This is a genomic window from Sporosarcina saromensis (genome assembly GCF_033253735.1).
GTDB classification, from domain to species: domain Bacteria; phylum Bacillota; class Bacilli; order Bacillales_A; family Planococcaceae; genus Sporosarcina; species Sporosarcina saromensis.
In genome coordinates this window covers 1-17451 of sequence record NZ_JAUBDI010000006.1, presented here as the reverse complement: position 1 = coordinate 17451, position 17451 = coordinate 1, and the positions used below count along the sequence as shown (strand labels likewise).

17 protein-coding genes are annotated in these 17451 nt (G+C 42.1%); 9 read left to right on the top strand and 8 right to left on the bottom strand.

Annotated elements, in window-relative coordinates; all coding sequences use genetic code 11:
- The first annotated feature begins 30 nt into the window (after positions 1-30).
- The 3 genes from QT711_RS08155 to QT711_RS08145 all read left to right on the top strand — a co-directional run bounded on the left by QT711_RS08155 (position 31) and on the right by QT711_RS08145 (position 4011).
- Positions 31-1701: an ABC1 kinase family protein gene (locus tag QT711_RS08155; RefSeq protein ID WP_398295807.1), complete on the top strand. Its 1671-nt coding sequence runs from the start codon at positions 31-33 to the stop codon at positions 1699-1701.
- A 128-nt stretch (positions 1702-1829) separates the two neighbouring features.
- Complete coding sequence (locus QT711_RS08150) at positions 1830-3503, top strand: ribonuclease J (RefSeq protein WP_317943323.1); 1674 nt, start codon at positions 1830-1832, stop codon at positions 3501-3503.
- A gap of 136 nt (positions 3504-3639) precedes the next feature.
- Complete coding sequence (locus QT711_RS08145; RefSeq protein ID WP_317943322.1) at positions 3640-4011, top strand: cytochrome-c oxidase; 372 nt, start codon at positions 3640-3642, stop codon at positions 4009-4011.
- Between the two features lie 71 nt (positions 4012-4082).
- Here QT711_RS08145 and QT711_RS08140 read toward each other — a convergent pair whose 3' ends face one another.
- Both QT711_RS08140 and QT711_RS08135 read right to left on the bottom strand, forming a co-directional pair.
- Positions 4083-4628 carry a GNAT family N-acetyltransferase gene (locus tag QT711_RS08140; RefSeq protein ID WP_317943320.1) on the bottom strand — a complete coding sequence of 182 codons (546 nt, stop codon included), beginning with the start codon at positions 4626-4628 and terminating at the stop codon, positions 4083-4085.
- 29 nt (positions 4629-4657) lie between these two features.
- Positions 4658-5539: a LysR family transcriptional regulator gene (locus tag QT711_RS08135; RefSeq protein ID WP_317943318.1), complete on the bottom strand. Its 882-nt coding sequence runs from the start codon at positions 5537-5539 to the stop codon at positions 4658-4660.
- A gap of 108 nt (positions 5540-5647) precedes the next feature.
- Between QT711_RS08135 and QT711_RS08130 the strand changes: the two genes are divergently transcribed.
- Positions 5648-6841 (top strand): coenzyme F420-0:L-glutamate ligase, encoded by a 1194-nt coding sequence (locus tag QT711_RS08130; RefSeq protein ID WP_317943316.1) that lies wholly within the window; start codon positions 5648-5650, stop codon positions 6839-6841.
- 502 nt (positions 6842-7343) lie between these two features.
- Here the strand turns inward: QT711_RS08130 and QT711_RS08125 are convergent.
- The 4 genes from QT711_RS08125 to QT711_RS08110 all read right to left on the bottom strand — a co-directional run bounded on the left by QT711_RS08125 (position 7344) and on the right by QT711_RS08110 (position 10721).
- Positions 7344-8171, bottom strand: a complete 828-nt coding sequence (locus QT711_RS08125; RefSeq protein ID WP_317943314.1) for a MetQ/NlpA family ABC transporter substrate-binding protein — start codon at positions 8169-8171, stop codon at positions 7344-7346.
- Between the two features lie 14 nt (positions 8172-8185).
- Positions 8186-8848, bottom strand: coding sequence for a methionine ABC transporter permease (locus QT711_RS08120; protein WP_317943312.1), 663 nt, complete (start codon positions 8846-8848; stop codon positions 8186-8188).
- Entirely contained in the window at positions 8841-9590 is a 750-nt protein-coding gene (locus QT711_RS08115) for a methionine ABC transporter ATP-binding protein (protein WP_317943310.1), read from the bottom strand. Before QT711_RS08115 ends, QT711_RS08120 begins: the two co-directional genes overlap by 8 nt.
- A 189-nt stretch (positions 9591-9779) precedes the next feature.
- A complete protein-coding gene (locus QT711_RS08110; protein ID WP_317943308.1) occupies positions 9780-10721 on the bottom strand; it encodes a Gfo/Idh/MocA family protein in 942 nt (313 codons plus the stop codon).
- Between the two features lie 138 nt (positions 10722-10859).
- On the opposite strand from QT711_RS08110, the gene QT711_RS08105 reads away from it, so the two are divergent.
- On the top strand, positions 10860-11354 hold the full coding sequence (locus QT711_RS08105; protein ID WP_317943307.1) for a DUF1648 domain-containing protein: 495 nt from the start codon (positions 10860-10862) through the stop codon (positions 11352-11354).
- 54 nt (positions 11355-11408) lie between these two features.
- On the opposite strand, the gene QT711_RS08100 is transcribed toward QT711_RS08105, so the two are convergent.
- A complete protein-coding gene (locus tag QT711_RS08100) occupies positions 11409-13535 on the bottom strand; it encodes a methyl-accepting chemotaxis protein (protein ID WP_317943305.1) in 2127 nt (708 codons plus the stop codon).
- Between the two features lie 393 nt (positions 13536-13928).
- Between QT711_RS08100 and QT711_RS08095 the strand changes: the two genes are divergently transcribed.
- Both QT711_RS08095 and QT711_RS08090 read left to right on the top strand, forming a co-directional pair.
- Entirely contained in the window at positions 13929-14537 is a 609-nt protein-coding gene (locus QT711_RS08095; protein WP_317943304.1) for a hypothetical protein, read from the top strand.
- A gap of 171 nt (positions 14538-14708) precedes the next feature.
- Positions 14709-15059 (top strand): carboxymuconolactone decarboxylase family protein, encoded by a 351-nt coding sequence (locus QT711_RS08090; RefSeq protein ID WP_317943302.1) that lies wholly within the window; start codon positions 14709-14711, stop codon positions 15057-15059.
- 71 nt (positions 15060-15130) lie between these two features.
- On the opposite strand, the gene QT711_RS08085 is transcribed toward QT711_RS08090, so the two are convergent.
- Positions 15131-15469 (bottom strand): DUF378 domain-containing protein, encoded by a 339-nt coding sequence (locus QT711_RS08085; RefSeq protein ID WP_317943300.1) that lies wholly within the window; start codon positions 15467-15469, stop codon positions 15131-15133.
- Between the two features lie 322 nt (positions 15470-15791).
- On the opposite strand from QT711_RS08085, the gene QT711_RS08080 reads away from it, so the two are divergent.
- Together QT711_RS08080 and QT711_RS08075 are read left to right on the top strand one after the other, a co-directional pair.
- A complete protein-coding gene (locus tag QT711_RS08080) occupies positions 15792-16574 on the top strand; it encodes a PAS domain-containing protein (protein WP_317943298.1) in 783 nt (260 codons plus the stop codon).
- 33 nt (positions 16575-16607) lie between these two features.
- Positions 16608-17282, top strand: coding sequence for a YjjG family noncanonical pyrimidine nucleotidase (locus QT711_RS08075; protein ID WP_317943296.1), 675 nt, complete (start codon positions 16608-16610; stop codon positions 17280-17282).
- Positions 17283-17451: the final 169 nt, after the last annotated feature.

Genomic DNA, 17451 nt, shown 5'->3' with positions numbered 1-17451 from the left:
AAAAAGATTATGGTGTGCAAGAGGAGAGGAATGTCAGTGTATAAACTAAAAATGCGGCATACGCGAAGGTTTCAAGAAATCATTAACACATTTTTACGTCACGGGCTTAGCCATGTGTTATTCCGCCTCGGCCTCACTTCTCGCAAGTCATCTAAAGCGGATGCCGGCGGGATGAACATGCAAGATGTCGGGGTTAAACTCCGTCATGCATTACAAGATTTAGGACCGACTTTCATTAAACTCGGACAAGTTGCGAGCTCACGCCGAGATTTAGTGCCGGAGGAAATTGCGAAGGAACTTGAGAAATTGCAAGATCATGTCTCCACTGTACCTTTTGAAACGATAAAAGCGATCTTGGAAGAGGAGCTGGACGGTCAGCTAGACCAGTTTTTCATGCATGTTGATGAAGAGCCGTTAGCTGCAGCATCCATCGGGCAAGTGCACGTTGCTCAACTCCATTCTGGAGAACAAGTTGCAGTAAAAGTTCAACGTCCAAACATTGAAACGAATGTCGAAAAAGATCTATCCATTATACGGGATATTGCATCGTATTTAGAAGAGAATACGACATGGGCAAGCACGTACAGACTTTGTGATTTGTTTGATGAATTTTCACGATCGATGCGGGAAGAGCTGGATTATCGTGTGGAAGGAAGAAATTGTGAGCGAATTGGAAAGCAGTTTGAAGACTGTACAACGGTTTATATTCCAAATGTCTTATGGGAGTACTCTACAGAAAAAGTGTTAACGATGGAAATGGTTACAGGCATTAAAGCAAACCATTTTTCCTCGTTGGACGAAGCGGGTTATGATCGGAAATTGATTGCCGGACGCATTGTTAACTCCATGTTCCATCAAATATTAGAAGAGGGATTTTTCCACGGAGATCCACACCCTGGAAATATTCATATTCTACCGGGCAACGTCGTCTCTTATTTAGATTTCGGGATGGTTGGCCGAATTTCGGATGACATGAAGTATCATTTTGCCTCTTTGCTCATTGATTTACGGAAAGGGCATACAAAAGGGTTAATTAAAACGTTTACTGCAATGGGCATCTTAACAGACGACACAGATATGCGATTATTTACACGCGACGTGGAAGATTTGCAAAGTCGCTATTATGAGGTCGCATTAAACGAGATTAGTTTAGGCAATATCTTTATGGAATTGTTCAAAGTCGCTTATCGTCATCATATTCAAGTACCGATGGAATTAACAATCTTATCAAAAGCCATTCTTACGCTTGAAGGACTCATTACGAAGTTGGATCCTGAGTTGAGTATTATGAAAGCGATTGAACCGTATGGCAAAAAGCTCGTAATGGAACGCTATGATCCACGAAACGTATTGAAAAAGTCGTGGAACGAAACGGTGGAGAACCTTGAAATCCTCTCCCAACTGCCAAAGGATTTCAAAGCCATCGCAACAACTGTACGTAAAGGAAAGCTGCAATTGGATATTAACGTCCAACAAGCACAGATTTTCCTACGCAGACTCGATCGAATCAGCAACCGACTCTCATTTAGTATCATCCTTTTATCATTCAGCATACTCATGGTAGGGCTCATCGTCGGCGCATCCATCGCCGGCCAAACGAACATGCTATGGCGCTTCCCCATCATCGAAGTCGGCTCCATCGTCGCCTCTCTCATGTTCCTCTACCTCATCATCACCATCTTCAAATCCGGTAGAATGTAACCATTTTCCAGGTGCCAGTCCCCAAAACAATTCGGAATTGTTTCGGGGACTGGCACCGTATTTTTTTGCCGTTTTTGCGCACCCTATGGATAGTTTTTTATCGTACATATCTTATAGGAGGGGTTCCATTGAATGATGCAGGAAGTAAGTTATCCGTTTTTTCCTTAGGAGGCATTAACGAGATTGGGAAGAACATGTATGTGTTGCAGTATGGGGAGGATATGATTGTCATTGATTGTGGGTCTTCGTTTCCTGATGAAAATTTGCTAGGCGTCGACTTGATCATCCAAGACATCTCGTATTTACTAGAAAATCAGGACAAAGTGCGTGCACTCGTTGTTACGCATGGCCACGAGGATCACATTGGCGGTATCCCATATTTCTTAAAGCAATTGAATGTACCGATTTATGCAACACGGCTGACGCTTGGTTTAATTGAGTTAAAATTAAAAGAGCATGGCCTCCTTCGAGATACGGAGTTGAACTTAATTCACCCTGACGAGGCGATTGAACTAGGCAGCATTCGCACCTCGTTCTTCAGAGCCAGTCATAGTATACCCGACTGTGTCGGGATTGCATTCGAAACTCCAGAAGGAATTGTTGTCCATACCGGTGACTTTAAATTCGATTTGACGCCAGTTAATGAAGAATATGCGGATCTTCATAAAATGGCGGACATCGGGAAAAAAGGTGTGCTGCTTTTATTGTCAGAGAGCACGAATGCCGAGAGACCAGGATTTACACAGTCCGAACGTGTCGTTGGAGACAACATCGCAGACGCGTTCCGGAAAGCAACCGGGAAAATCTTCATCTCCACTTTCGCATCAAACGTCCACCGCATCCAGCAAATCATTGACGCAGCACAGATGACGAATCGCCATGTTGCGCTGCTTGGCCGAAGCATGGTCAATGTCGTTTCCGTTGCGGAGGAACTTGGATACGTCCACCTACCTGAAGGGATGCTCATAGATGCACAACAAGTGAATGTGTTGGAACCCGAAAAGGTCGTCATCATTTGTACAGGTAGCCAAGGAGAGCCTATGGCAGCCCTCTCCCGGTTATCGACGAACACATTCCGCCAAGTGTCCGTCCTGCCTGGCGATACAGTCATTCTTGCGTCCAGTCCGATACCAGGCAATGAAAAGAGTGTTTCACGCATTGTCGATAATTTGTTTCAACTCGGTGCTACAGTCATTTATGGTTCCGGTAGCGCATCCGGCATGCACGTTTCAGGACACGCATTCCAAGAGGAACTGAAACTCATGCTTACGTTAATGAAACCGACATACTTCATCCCGATTCATGGTGAATATCGCATGTTGCAACTCCACAAAAAGTTAGCAGAATCGGTCGGTGTGGACGGTAAAAATATTTTTATCTTAAACAACGGTGATGTCGTCGATATTCAGAACGGGGTTGCTAGCCAGACAAGGCGCGTCGATGCAGGAAGTGTATTTTTAGATGGATTGGGCATCGGTGACGTAGGAAAAGTCGTCTTGCGAGATCGCAAAGTGCTCGCCGAAGAAGGCATGCTTATCATTGTGATTTCACTCAGCAAAGCAGATAACCGATTGCTGTCCGCTCCTGACACCATCTCTCGAGGATTTGTCTACGAACGTGAAGCGGAAGACTTATACAAAGAAGTAAACCAGCTTGTCGTTTCGACCATCAAAGAAGCGAAACCTTCTACGCGGTACCGTCGCAACGATTTGAAGCACGCCGTCCGGAAATCGGTTGAAAAACTCCTCTACACGCGCACAAAAAGACGCCCGATGATCATCCCCTTCATCATCGAAATCTAAGCAAAAAATGGTGCCAGTCCCCAAAACAATTTTGAATTGTTTGGGGGACTGGCACCAAAAATATGCCCCATTTGAACTAGTTGGTGTTGCATATACTACATAGATGGGATTGGTGAATAGAGAGGGGGGAGAGGTAATGGGGAAAACGTTGTTGAAGATTTCAGTTGTCTATTTCATGATTGGCATTTCGTTCGGATTATTCATGTCGTTTACGCATGTATTTAACATGGCGACGGTGCATGATCACTTGAATTTGGTCGGCTGGGTATCTTTGGCGTTAGCAGGGATTTTCTATCATCTATATCCTAGTTTAGAAAAGTCCAGGCTGGCAAAAGCGCACTTTTGGCTTCATAACATCGGTTTGCCGGTGATGATGATAAGTATTGCGGCAGCGATTATGGGCGGCCCGCCGATATTGTTCATGTTGGCGACTGCAGGTGGTGCAATGACTGTGCTAGGTGTTCTTTGCTTTGGCATGAATGTCCTAACAGGATTAGACAGGAAGTAGTCTTTCAGTGAACAGCATGAACAGATGATGGCACACTCTCCCTTCGTCTGTTCGTGCATGTGCGAGCTGTTCTATCGATTTTGCCAATCTTCTTTGACTAAGCCAAATACATAATGATCGACGAACTTGTCCGACAGCCATTCCGCCTGTTTCAGACAGCCTTCTTTTGTAAAGCCGAGCCTTTGTGGAATGGCCATGCTCTTGTAGTTTTCTGTAGCTGTACGAATTTCAACACGATTCAACTGTAAATCTGTAAAACAATAAGCAATGACTGCTTCACAAGCTTTTGTCATAAGTCCTTTGCCTTCAAAACCTCGTCCAAGCCAGTAACCAATCGACGTCGACTTGTTGGACCAATTAATGCCGTGCAGGCCGACCACACCCGCCAGTTCCCCTTTATACCAAATGCCCGCCTCAAAACCATCATTACGCGCGAATTTCTGCATCGTTCCGGCAATAAAGTTCTTCGAATCTTCTACCGACGTTGTATAGTCAACCCACGGAAGCCATTCTCGCAAACTGTCTTTTGAAATGTCTGTCACCGTAAATAACCGATCAGCATCTCTAATTTCCAATAAACGTATCACCGTATCTTCGTCAATTTGATGTGTAAACATTTTCATACCCCTTCCCATTTAGCTTCCTATCAACTTACCACAAGTTCCACAAATTTAGTAGAGGCGGGTGAAAGGGGCACACTTTTTAATGAACAGACCCCGATACTTCGATGAGGTATTTCTTCTTTCAACTGCACTTCATGTAGAATTCCTCTGTCTAAATACTCCTCCGTAAACTCCCTTGTGACACAGGCAATTCCCATATTAATGCGCGCAAATTCTACAACGAGATCATGTGACCCCAATTCAAATTCAGGTGCAATCTTCACACCTTTTGAAAACAAAAATTCTTCGACATATTTGCGAGAATTTGAACTCGGCTCTAAAAAAATGAGGGGCAACTTTGCAAGGTCATGGAAGTCGATCGGTTTCGCAAGAAGTTTACGGTATTTGTCGCCATACACAAATGTGTCATGGATATCAAAACAAGGCCGTACATCCAACGTGGCATCATTAACAGGTAAATTACAAATTCCTAAATCCACTTCACCCGATTTGAGGAATGAAATCAGTACATCCGTCGTGCCATTCTCGATTTTCAGTTTAATGTTTGGGTAACGATTCCGGAATGCTTCCAGCTGTGGCAATAAAAAATACTTTGAAATCGTATCGCCCACTCCGATTCGCAGCTCGCCAGTCGTCAAGTTTTTAAATTCCGCAATTTTTTCTTCACCGATTTCGATTAAATTGATGGCAGAATTAACATACTCCAACAGAAGGCTTCCTTCCGTTGTCGGTGTCACACCTTTTGGCGTCCGGTTAAATAGACGTGTTTCCAATTCCCGCTCAAGCTGCATGACCGCCTGACTAACTGCCGGTTGCGTCATAAATAGCGCTTTTGCGGCTTTTGAAAAGCTTTCATTTTTCCCAACGACACTGAAAACCCTATATAAATCCAGTTTACTTACCATATAAGCACCCCTTATACCCATTATTAGAAGTATTAATTTTACTTATACCATGTAAAGAGCGTATAGTACAAGTAGTTAGTGAATAAAAAAGCGTTAGGAGCGATTCATGTGGAAAGAGTAGTTGGAACGGTTGTCAGAGGTCTTCGTTGCCCAATTATCAATAAAGGGGACAATATTGAAGAAATCGTTGTAGACAGCGTATTAAAAGCTTCAGAAGTTGAAGGCATTACAATTAATGACAGAGATATCGTGACCGTCACTGAATCCATCGTTGCACGCGCTCAAGGAAATTACGCAACAATTGATCATATAGCAAAAGATGTTCAATCGAAATTTGGCGAAGATACAATTGGTGTCATTTTCCCAATCTTAAGCCGAAATCGTTTTGCGATCTGTCTGCGCGGAATCGCGAAAGGCGCAGCAAAGAAAATTGTCTTAATGCTAAGCTACCCATCCGATGAAGTCGGCAATCACTTAGTAGATATTGATACACTTGACGAAAAAGGCGTTAACCCTTGGACAGATGTGTTGAATGAACAACAATTCCGCGAGCACTTCGGTTACAATAAACATACATTTACAGGTGTTGATTACATCGACTACTATAAATCCATCATTGAAGAGTATGGCGTTGAATGTGAAGTCATCTTCTCCAATAATGCGAAAACGATTTTAGATTATACGAACAACGTACTTACATGTGACATCCATACACGTTTCAGAACGAAGCGCATTCTAAAAGCAAATGGCGGCGAAAAAATCTACAGCCTTGACAACATTCTTTCTGAATCTGTTGACGGCAGTGGATATAACGAAGCGTATGGCTTACTCGGTTCAAACAAAGCAACAGAAGATAGCGTCAAACTTTTCCCGCACAACTGCCAACCGGTTGTTGACAAGATCCAAGCGATGTTGCAAGAAAAAACGGGTAAAACTGTGGAAGTTATGATTTACGGTGATGGCGCGTTCAAAGACCCTGTAGGTAAAATTTGGGAACTTGCGGATCCAGTCGTTTCTCCAGCTTATACAGCAGGTCTTGACGGTACGCCAAATGAAATCAAGCTGAAATACTTGGCAGATAACAACTTCGCTGATCTCCGTGGCGACGATTTGAAGAAAGCGATTAATGATTTCATCCAAAACAAAGAGGAAGACCTTGTAGGTGCGATGGAAGCTCAAGGGACAACTCCTCGTAAACTGACTGACCTTATCGGTTCTCTTTCCGATTTGACATCAGGTAGTGGTGATAAAGGAACACCAATCGTGTTCATTCAAGGCTATTTTGATAACTATACGAAGTAATTGAGTAGGAGCTGTCCGGAAAGTCAGTAGCAACTGATTTTCTGCGACAGCTTCTTTTTGCTTTGGCGATTTGTGTGGGTTTCATGGGCTCAAGTGGACGATTGGGTGTGCGACGGACAGCTTTGCGCGGATAAAATGCAGCTGTACGGTTTTTAGAGCACGACGAACTATATTCACTGAAAGCAATTTCCTTATTCACAACGTGTTTATGAACCTGTAAAATCTCTAAACTTTGAGTATCGATTACTGCCCGTAAAAAATACCGCACTTTTCTATATTATCAAGGAGGATATAGTAGAGATTCACAGGATTTTATATGGAAGAAGGGATTTCACCCAGCACGTTAAATAACACCATTAGATATGCGTATGAACCAATCTCCATGCGTCTTTCTATCACTGTAACCGAAACAAAATAGATCTTTAGAGAAACTTATAATCTTTTTCAAATGAAAAAAGCCACCCATTTTGTACATACAAATGGAATGGCCCTCTTTTAATTTTTATTCAAACGCCGGAATGGCTGTTTCATCATAATTCTCTTCTAGAAACTTGCGTACTTCAGGACTAGTCATTGCTTTTGCCAACTTTTGAATTGGTTCCCAGTCTTTATTATCTTCGCGTGCAATTAACGTAATCGCGAAGTCGTTTTCAACACCTTCCGTAAGAAGGGCATCACTTTTCGGCGTCAATCCGAGTGGAGCAGCATACGCAGGTGTCATAATGACTGCATCTGCGTCATCGTACATGCGGGCAAGCATCAGCAAATCTACTTCTTCGAACGTATAGTTTTTTGGATTGTCCGTAATGTCCGCTTTTGTATAATAGGTATCCGTTTTCTCTTTTAACGTAATGACACCTTGTTGCGCTAACAACGCCAAAGAACGATCTATATTCGAAACGTCATTTGCCATTGCGATGACAGCACCTTCAGGAAGTTCATCCATGGAAGAATAGTCTTTTGCATACACACCGTAATTTGCAAAATAAATTGGTGTAATCGGGACGAGATTCGCATCGTTGTTACGGTTGAATTCTTCCATGTACGGTACGTGTTGGAAGAAGTTCGCGTCCACTTCTTTAGCGGCTAACGCAGTGTTCGGCTGCACATTATCGCCAAGAACGACCATTTCGAGGTCAATGCCTTCTTCAGCTAATTGTGGTTTCACTAACTCAAGAATTTCTGTCATCGGTGGAATTAATGAAGCGACTTTCAATGTCACTTTTTCATCTGTACCTTCTGTTTTTGGTGCCTCATTCGTATCTTTTTCCTTGCCACAAGCTGCTAATACCAACATCAACATTGCAGCAAGCAATACTAATTTCTTCATGTCATTTCCTCCTATTATCGTTTGTCAATCCATCGTGCGACAGTTGTTCCTGTAAATTGGATACACTGCACAAGGATGACCATAATGAGTATCATATAGAGCATTAAATCCGTCTTGAATTGTTGGTAACCGTATCGAATGGCGAAGTCTCCGATTCCCCCTCCTCCAACCACTCCCATGATCGTTGAGTACGAAATGAAACTGATTGTGGACGTCGTCAATCCGAGGACAAGCCCAGAACGAGCTTCTACAAACAGAAACCGAAACACCAAATCCCGAACAGAAGCCCCCATTGAAATTGCTGCTTCCAACACACCTCTTGGCACGTCTAACAACGATTGTTCAACCAAACGTGCATAATGTGCAATCGCAATGATGGATAATGGAACCGTGGCAGCAGCTGTACCGATTGCCGTACCAATTACCATTCGCGTAAAGGGAATTAAGAACACGACTAACAATAAAAACGGGAACGAGCGAATGATATTTACAAGTAAATTCACGACTGAAAAGACGAGCTGATTCTCAAAGATTTGTCCTCTTCTACAAAAGAACAGCAACGTGCCCACTGGAAGTCCGACAAATAGAGCAGCTAAAATGGACACACCAACCATTGCAAACGTCTCTCTAATCGATTGCCAAATCTCCATTTGATACTGAAGCAATATATCAGGCATGATCCCATTCACCATCCTCTGTCAGCTGCTTCACAAAGTTTTCCGGGTTATCGTCTATCAATCGAATTCCTTTAGGTTCAATAGCAAGTGAATCATACACTTTACCATCCGCCAGCACCGTCACATGGTTACAGATGCTCTTGATCACGTCCATTTCGTGACTGACCATTACAATTGTCACGCCAAATGTTTCATTGACATTCTTCAACACGCCAAGAATTTCAGCAGTCGTATTTGGATCAAGGGAAGACGTCGGTTCGTCACACAACAACACTTGTGGATAATTCGCCAATGCCCGGGCTATCGCAACACGCTGTTTTTGACCGCCACTAAGTTGCGCAGGATACTTGTCCTTGAAACTAGCCAACCCGACAAATTGCAGACATTCCATTACCCGTTCTCGACGTTGCCGCATCGGATACTTTGCCAATCTTAATGAAACCGCCACATTTTCATAGATGGTTTTATTCGCGACTAAGTTGAAGTGCTGAAAAATCATCCCGATGGACTTGCGCGCTTCTCGCAACGCTTTCCCATTCAACTGCGTAAGCTTTTGACCGTTGACGGCTACTTCACCTGCATCAGGGATTTCCAACAAATTGATTAGCCGTAGCAAGGTCGACTTCCCCGCACCGCTCGCTCCGATAATACCATGTACTTGCCCTTTTTCAATCGTCAATGAAACAGATTGAACAGCTTGAAACATATGAAAAGATTTGCTGACATTGTGTAAATGAATCATAAAAAAATCCCCTTTCATGAGACGAAGGGTGATAACAACGCTTTTCATTATAACGCACGGATTCTGCATTGTCATTATTGAAAATAAAAGAATCTGAAAAGGACTAGTACAGATTGATTTTCCTGTACTAGTCCTTTAATCTATCCTATAACTGTGTTAACTATCAAGAAATACAATCTGACAGTACCATTACGCACGTAAACATTCCAATATTTTTTGAGCTTGGTAACCGACTTCAAAATCATAAATCTCCGCTTTCTCTCCATTAATCGCCTTCACTAACTCATCAATTAGCCGACTTGGCACTGTTTCTTCTAGAGAAAGTACTTCTAGTTCTTCTCCCGTTTTCCCTCCACGTAACAGCCCCCAATTTTCAATAGAGAGAACACCCTTGGAACCGTATGCAATAAATCCAATAGATTCTTTGCCAGAAATCCGACTTAATCCCTCAATCAAAACAGGAGTACCATCCACCAATTCAGCAGTTGCAAAAATACCTGTTTCGCAGCTAATTGGGTTATCCGGGAATTCCAGTTTACTGTGGATGTTGTTCATCTCACCGAACAATTTTAGTATCTGTTGGATGTAGTGCACACCGACTTCAAGGACAAAACCGCCTTGCTCTCGCTCACCAACCCAGTCATTTTGCTGCCAAGCACGCGGCCACTGTGGAAAGTTCATCGTCAGCTGCACCCGGCGCAACTTGCCAATATACCCTTCGCCTAGTAGTTCAGCAAATTTCGTGGCGGCCTGGCCGTAATTTAATGGGAAGTTCATCGCGTGTACAATACCTGCTTCTTTCGCCGCTCGCGCCATCTCTTCTGCCTCTTCCAATGAATTGGCTAATGGCTTCTCACAAAGCACGTGTTTCTTGGCTTGCAGAGCATGCATCACTATTGCATGATGCAATTTTGGAGGAACCGCCACATAAACAAGCTCAACATTTCCATCTGCAATTAAGTGCTGATAATCTGTGTAAAACTGTACATCTCCAAGTCTTTCGGCCGTTTGCTTGGCAAGTACTTCCGATACATCACATACAGCTGTAATGGATACCGCACGATGTTCCTCGAATTGCGAAAGGAGACGCTGACCAATCGCCCCTAAACCAATGATACCGATCTTTAACATGCTGATTCCCCCTTTCTTTCTATCGTACTATAAGAGAAAGTAGAAGACATAGTGCGAATGAATTCTTCACATATGAACTGAGTAGGCTTGCTTTATCGTATAATTAGGATTAATACTACTAGTAAAGGAGGTCGAACATTGAACAAGCGCCCAAAGCTAAACATTCCAAAAACCAGATTTGAGAAGCTATTTGACCTTGTAGCGACACTTGTTTTCCTCGCTTGGATTGGTTACTTACTTATTGTTTGGGGGCAATTGCCTGATGAAGTGCCTGCTCATTATGACAGTGCTGGAGTTGTGGATCGGTGGGGTTCGAAATGGGAATTACTTTTACTTCCAATAATTTCATGTTTATTAACCGTATTTTTAGCATTTCTAGAAAAACATCCTGAGTGGCATAACTATCTAAACTTGACTGAGACGAACATCGAGTTTCAATTCAAAAATTCACGCATGCTGCTAAACGTCATTAAGAATGAAGCCCTTTTATTTTTTGCATATATTAGTTTCCAATCCATTCAAGTAGCTCTCGGCAAAGCATCGTCTCTCGGATTTGCTTTCTTGCCGATCTACCTCGGTATTCTTTTTGGCTCAATGGCTTTCTTCATTGTACGTTCTGTGAAAAATAAATAACAAGCAGAGGTCGGTCCCTTATAGGACCCTCTCTGCTTGTTACTTTAAGCTTTTTTAGTTTGGCTCATCCGTTCCTTTTAACGTGAACCGATCCACGACTTGTTGCAATTTCACAGCAATTTGGGTCATGCTTTGTACAGAGTCTGCTACCCTTTCTAATTCCTGTTGTTGTGCAACCGAAGACGCACTTACTTGCTCAGCAGATGCTGCGGTTTCTTCGGAGACGGCTGATACATTTTGAATTGCCGCAATCGCCTTCTCCTTTTGCGCAATCATCTCTTGTAGATTGTCTGCAAGTTCTTCAATCGCCTGGCTCATTTCCTCTGTTAACGCTGCATTGCGAATGAATGATTGCTCTGTGCTTACAACCGATTCATTTTGATTTTCCATGGATTGCGTATTTTTACCAACTACATCTACAGTCACTTTAGATTGCTCTAATATCTCCTGCACGGTTTGCTGAATAGTCGTTGTTTCACGATTGGATTGCTCAGCTAGTTTTCGCACCTCTTCTGCTACGACCGCAAAACCTTTCCCATGTTCGCCAGCACGAGCAGCCTCTATGCTTGCATTGAGCGCAAGTAAGTTTGTCTGCGCTGTAATATCTTGAATGGATGTAATAATTTTATTGATCCCAGCAATTTTATCTGTCAACATATGCATTTGTGTTTCAACTTGTGCATTCAATTCGTTAGCAACACCATTCTCCGTTCGCAAACGTGAAACTTGCGCCATTCCTTCTTGTGTTGACTCAATACTTTGACGAGACAACGTATCAATATTTTCGGATAGCTCGGCAATTTTGTTAATCCGATCCGCAAGCTCACCAATTCGCATACTTGTTTCCTCAGTATCTTCGGATTGTTTCGTAGCCCCCTGCGCAATTTCTTCCGTCGCAACGGTAACTTCTTCACTCGATGCTACAATTTCCTCAAATGCATGATTCACTTGCTTTGACGAATCAGATAACTGGTGTGATGCTTGTAGCACTTCAGACAGCGCTTCATTCGTCTGTCGCAACATGAAATTATACGACTTCGTGACAGATCCGATTTCATCCAATTTCAAGCCGTTTTCATCTACCGACTCAGTTAAATCTCCTGAAGCAGCACGTTTCATCGATTGTTGAATTGTCGTGAGGGGCTTGATTTGACGATAAATGAATCCTGCAGTAACAAGTCCCATCAACACCATCATCACGAATCCTGCCCAAATAATGATTTTGACAATTGCCGAGAAAAGTGACGTCACTTCAGATCGTGGGATGACGGTTTGAACAGTCCACGTCTCTTCAAATCCTTCGAGGTGTATCGGCGCAAAGGAATTATACGCCTGCTCACCTAAACTCTTGGAGTCCACGTACATTGCAACCGATTCACCTTTTGTAAGACGGTCTTTCACAGGCTGCCAATCAATGGCATCTTTCATATTCGTACCGTTCATTTCTTTTTTAATGCTGTTTTGCAAAAGTGTACCGCTGTCTGTAATAACCGCAGCATAACCAGATTTAGGTGCGATTTTTTTTGTTAGCTCTTCGAAATAGTCTAAGGACATGCTCGTTGTTAACACACCCATGAATGACCCGTCTTTTGCCAATAAAGGCACAGAGAGCATCGTGAAACTGGATGTCTTGCCATTTTCCTCGTATGTAATCGGTTCTTGGAAAAATGCTATTTTCTCTCTTTTAGGAACTAAGTACCAATCGCCTTCTCCTTCTTGTTCATAACCAGAAGCAGGAATAATATTTGTTCCCGTCTTTGTTTTTAGTAGGTATGAGGTGAATCTACCTTCTGCATCAATCAACTGCTGTTGCTCAGTAGACAAATCATCCGTTGACAATACGCCTTTCTCAAAGATTGCAGCCATGCCGATTGCATTCGGATTTCCTTCCAAATTCGCATGCAGCACATCAAGAATATCTGTTGCTGTCAATTGTTCAGAAGCGTTCATCGACTCCAACACGCGCTTTGTCGTATGTAACGATTCATCTGTCTGGCGGAATTGTTCACTTAGTCTCAATGCCACCCGTTCAGCATCCGCCAATGAAATTTCTTCAGCATTACGAACGGTTTCTTTATGGACAACATAACTCGTGATACTCGCGAATAAAACAAACAGTATGACAAAAACACTAATGATTAATAATGAAAGTTTAACAATGATACTTTTTGTTCTTTTCATAAAATACTACCTTCCTCCTATAATCAATACTGTTAAATTATAAATACTTATTCCTACAAAAGGAAGCGACAAGGTCCCTTGTCACACAATGCTCACAGGTGAAGAATATTCATGTATAAACGTATCGAGTAAGGCCTGTGAAACAATTTTACTTATCTAATTAAATTGAATTGACTTTTACAAGTAGAGGCCATGTCTTAGGCCTTCAAAAATTACGTTCAAATTGTAGTTAATAGGACAATCATGCTGTTTATTGAAATCGTTGAAAACCAATAAACAGATTACACATTTTCACCTAGGCTCCCATTCTATCCAAAGAATAACTTTACGGTTAGGAACGATTTAATCGGGTATTGTATGTTTCAAGCTTTGAATGGAACTACTTGTTGGGATGTGAAGAAATTGTTTGGATTCGCAGATCTTGTTTCTCTCGTCATTTCAGCATTCATTATATTGCCTGTTGTCGTTTTCATACGCGAAACAGGTTATTTACTCGTGAGTTGGATTTTTGGTGTCGTGAACCCTCGTATCACCATTGGGTCAGGACCACGTATTTTTACATTAGGCATGTTCGACATTCGAAAATACTATCATTTGTATAGCTGGTTCTCTTACGATGGTATTAAAAGGCAAAGTAACTTTGCTTATATTTGTATTTTTGCTGGCCCAATACTGATGAATTTATCAATTGCGCTCCTCATTAATGCTTTACTTGCAAATGGTTTCATGGAAGAAACGAAAACTTTCTGGAACCGCTTTATCTTCTATTCTTTTTACTACGTACTGTTTGATGCCATTCCGATGTCTACGATTAACGGAAAGCCGAACAGCGGCATGATTATTTATGAAATGCTGCGGTACGGTAAACGAGTTGATCATAATACCGAGCCTTTCTTACCATCTACGTCACAAGTCGATGAAGAATATGAGGAAACGATGAAGCAACTTAAGGAGAAAGTGTTGGAAAAGGAAAAAGAGAAGGAAGCAGAGAAAAAACAGTAATTGCGCCATGCTGAAATGAATAAGAAGCTGACAATTGCATTGGGCTTAAATGAGCTGGGCGTTTTTGGATTGAAGCCATTTTGAAATGAATGCACTGTTTAAATTAATTCCAATACGAGTGCATGTCTTTCCTCGGTATGCAAATACTACCCTCGAACAGGAGGAATGTATATGGAGGAAATAACGTACACAGAAGTCGTCTTGCAGGAATACAAGGTTGGAATGGGCACATTTGCAGAGAAATTGCCGAACGTGGCGAGTACGTTCAATGCATTTACGGAAGCTTGTTTCCAAGATGGCGCTTTGTCGCAAAAACAGAAACACCTCATTGCATTAGCCATTAGTGTGTATGCGCATAACGAATATTGTACTGTCTATCACACAAAAGGTTGCTTGGATGCCGATTGCACAGAAGAAGAGATGATGGAAGCGATTGGAGTTGCTGCAGCATTAGGCGGTGGCTCGGCAATGAGTCAAGGCGTAACTGTTTGGCAAGATGCACTCGAAGATTTTACCGAGTAAATGTTGGTCGTCAAATTAAATTGTCTACACGCAAACAGCCACCTTATACGGGTGGCTGTTTTTCATACATGTTAATCGAGTTCATCCATTTGACGTTTTACTGCTTTTTTCTTTGCAGCTTCCCGCTCTTTTTTAAAGTCCGGTTCTTCCCCAAACTCTGTGCCTAAATTTGCGTTTGAATAGCGGGTATGTCGATCCGACACTGTATCCACTTCTTCATTGGGCTTAAATAACAAGCCGAGACAGACTAATCCACTTAACCCAACGAGTCCATACACAATCCGAGACAACGCTGCATCTTGTCCGCCAAACAATGTAGCAACTAAGTCAAATTGAAAAAATCCAATTAAACCCCAGTTCAGTGCGCCAATGATTACTAGCGTTAATGCAATCCTGGAAAGTACACTCATGCATAATTCCTCCTTAGCTTAGATTAAAGTGTGAATCCCATTCCTTAAACGCATGCATCCACCAACAGCTGTTCCAAACTGAAGAAGGGCAAACGTCAACCGTTACAGGAACGATAGAAGGATTCATTTTTATCTTCTGCTAAAAGCGCTTATTCATACATGTAAAGTTTATTCCCATAACTTGAGAGTTTCGCTTTTATAAAAGTGATTGTTTATTACAGCACCGTCGCAATTGAAAGTACTTTAAAAAGTATCATGTAACGGTTTTATATGCTACGATTGGAAAAACAATACAACGTCATACTGACAGGAAGTGAATGGGATGAAATCTTTATCTGCATCGATGCAAGTTCAATTATTGGAAGCCATGCTCGATGGGAGTCATGTTGCTGCACTCGTCACCGATCCCTCTCAAGAAGACAATCCAATCATTTTTGCAAATCGTACATTTGAATCGTTAACAGGTTATACAATGGATGAAACGCTTGGCCAAAACTGTAGGTTTTTACAAGGGAAGGATACAGATCCAGAGGCAGTTAACAAGATTCGAACCGCATTACGGGAAAAGCAACCAATCTCCATTACATTAAAAAATTATAAAAAAGATGGTTCAATGTTTTGGAATCGGTTGTCGATCAAACCCCTTGAAGTAGAAGGGAAATTATTCTTCATCGGTACACAAACAAATGTCACGCTAGAGCGCAACCAGAGAAATCTCATTACAGAAAAGGATCGAGAGATTGAGCAGTTAATCTTACCCATCTTAATGGTGCAAGAAGATATTGCGGCTGTGTCCTTAATTGGTAAAATGAGTAGAGAACGTTTAGCCATACTTTCAACTGGTTTAAGTGAGTTTGTGCAAGAGACACAAGTGGACCACATTATTTTGGACATTACAGGCATTCGGTGGGATGATAAATCACCACTCACAACGTTCGAACCTATTCGAAATGTCCTGCAGTTGATGGGTACCCAATTGTCTCTAACAGGTGTTTCACCTAACGTCGCACAATCTTTGACTGCATTAGGTGAATCAACGGAGCGATTAGTCACCTATCCAAACATACACCACGCCATTAAGAGTATTCATAAGAGAAGAGGCTAAGCTTCAGTTTTTAGTAGTCGGGAGATGTTTTGAATGAAATATGATGTTTATTTATTTGACTTGGATGACACGTTAATGGATTTTGCAGAAACGGAGAAGTTTGCATTTACGAATGTATTTGCTGCAAATGGCTTTCCAAATGGTTTAACAGATTACCGAGACAGTTACCGTGCAATCAGTACCGTTCTTTGGGAAGACTTGGAGCAAGGACGTACAACACTAGCTGACTTGAAGACAGAGCGTTTCAAACGGTTATTTCTTCAGCACAGCATTGAATTGGACGCAACTGCTTTTGGACAAGCGTATCTCGATAACCTTGGGAAAGAAGTGCATGTGATTGAAGGCGTTGAGGACATGCTTGCTAGATTAGGTGACGCCCGAGTTGCTGTTGTCACAAACGGTTTCAATGATGTTCAGCTAGCCCGTATAGCTGCTTCGCCACTTAACAAAACGTTTGAAGCCATTTTCACTTCAGAAAAAATCGGCTTTCAAAAACCACAAGCAGAAATCTTTCAACATGTTTTTCAAGCGCTCCAACTGACAGACAAATCCCGCGTACTCATGATCGGCGATTCCCTTTCATCAGACATTCTTGGCGGCAATCATTTCGGCATCGATACTTGTTGGTACAACCCACACCGAAAAACGAACAACACCACTGCCAAGCCTACATATGAAATCCACCATTGGGATGAATTTACTTTTTGAAGGTGACCACTAGCGTTGCACCACAGTAAAAAAATAGATGATTTAAATAAAAAATAGAATAAAAGACTTGAAGAACGACAAAAAAACTCCTAATGTAGGTAAGGAAGCGACGACTAAATCAGTTCCCTTACACTACAAAAAGGAGTAAGCCATGAAAAGTGTAAACCCT